This window comes from Mesorhizobium sp. M7A.F.Ca.CA.002.09.1.1 (assembly GCF_003998555.1).
GTDB classification, from domain to species: domain Bacteria; phylum Pseudomonadota; class Alphaproteobacteria; order Rhizobiales; family Rhizobiaceae; genus Mesorhizobium; species Mesorhizobium ciceri.
In genome coordinates, this window is sequence record NZ_RZRR01001262.1 from 1 (window position 1) to 1,161 (window position 1,161).

The window sequence follows — 1,161 nt, forward strand, 5'->3', positions numbered from 1 at the left end:
TGCCGAACGGGCCGCCGGTCAGGTTCTGCGCGTTGAGCGCGACCAGTTGCACGACGACGGCGACGCCGAAGGTGGTGATCGCCAGATAGTCGGACCTGAGCCGCAGCGTCGCCATGCCAGTTAACGCCGCGGCAATGCCGCCGACGACCATGGCGCCCGCCCAGCCGACAACGATCGGCAGGCCAAGGCCACCCAGCCGCGCGGCGTCGTCGGGAGTGGTCAGCAATGCCGAGGTGTAGGCGCCGATGGCGACGAAGCCGGCAAGGCCGACATTGAACAGGCCGGTCAGGCCCCACTGCAAATTGAGCCCCAGCGTGACCAGCGAAAAGATCAGCGCGGTGGTCAGGAAGAAGGCGCCGTAGCCGATCAGATCCATCAGCGTTCCCTCACACCAAACAGGCCGATCGGCCGCACGAACAGCACCGCCATCAGGATGATGAAGGAGACGGCGGCGCGCCATTCGGCGCCGATCAGCTGCACGGCACCGGCCTCGGCGAGCCCGATGATCAGGCCGCCGAGCACGGCGCCGGGGATGCTGCCGATGCCGCCGAGAATGGCGGCGGCAAACATCGGCAATAGCATGTCGAAGCCCATGAACGGGCGGATCTGCACCAGGATGCCGATCATCACGCCGGCCACGCAGGCCAGCGCCCCGCCGATGACCCAGGTGACGCGCACCACGCTGGCGACGTCGATGCCGACGATGCGGGCCAGTGCCGAGTTCTGGCTCAGGGCCTGCATCGAGCGGCCGGTCTGCGTGCGCGTCATCAACAGATGCACGGCGAGCACCAGCACCGCGGTCAGCAGCAAAAGCGCGATCTGGTCTGATGTGATGCGGATGCCGAAGCCGACCGGCATGGCGATCTGGATCGCCCGGCTGAAATAGGTCGGCCGCGAGGTGAAGGTGAATTCGAGCAGGCTTCTCAGCGCCATCGAGGCACCGAAGCTCGCCATCACCACGATGATCGCCTGGCCTTGCGAGCGCAGCCGCGAAAACAGCACCTTGTCGAGCAGCAGCGCCAGCAAAGCGGTGAACGCCATGCCGACGACCAGCGCGACAATCAGCGGCCAGCCGAAGGACAGCGGTGCGATCGGTGCCACCTTGCCGACTGTCGCGCCGATGGCGCTGACGACGGCCAGCGTCGCATAGGTGCCCCAGGC

General features: G+C 67.0%; 1 protein-coding gene and 1 pseudogene. Both read right to left on the reverse strand.

Annotated features, from left to right (window positions below; translation table 11 throughout):
* Positions 1-379, reverse strand: a pseudogene (locus tag EN994_RS32355) (branched-chain amino acid ABC transporter permease); the annotation flags it as partial.
* The coding region (locus tag EN994_RS32360; RefSeq protein WP_164746461.1) for a branched-chain amino acid ABC transporter permease at positions 376-1,161 on the reverse strand (786 nt) is incomplete at its 5' end. The pseudogene EN994_RS32355 and the gene EN994_RS32360, both read right to left, overlap by 4 nt.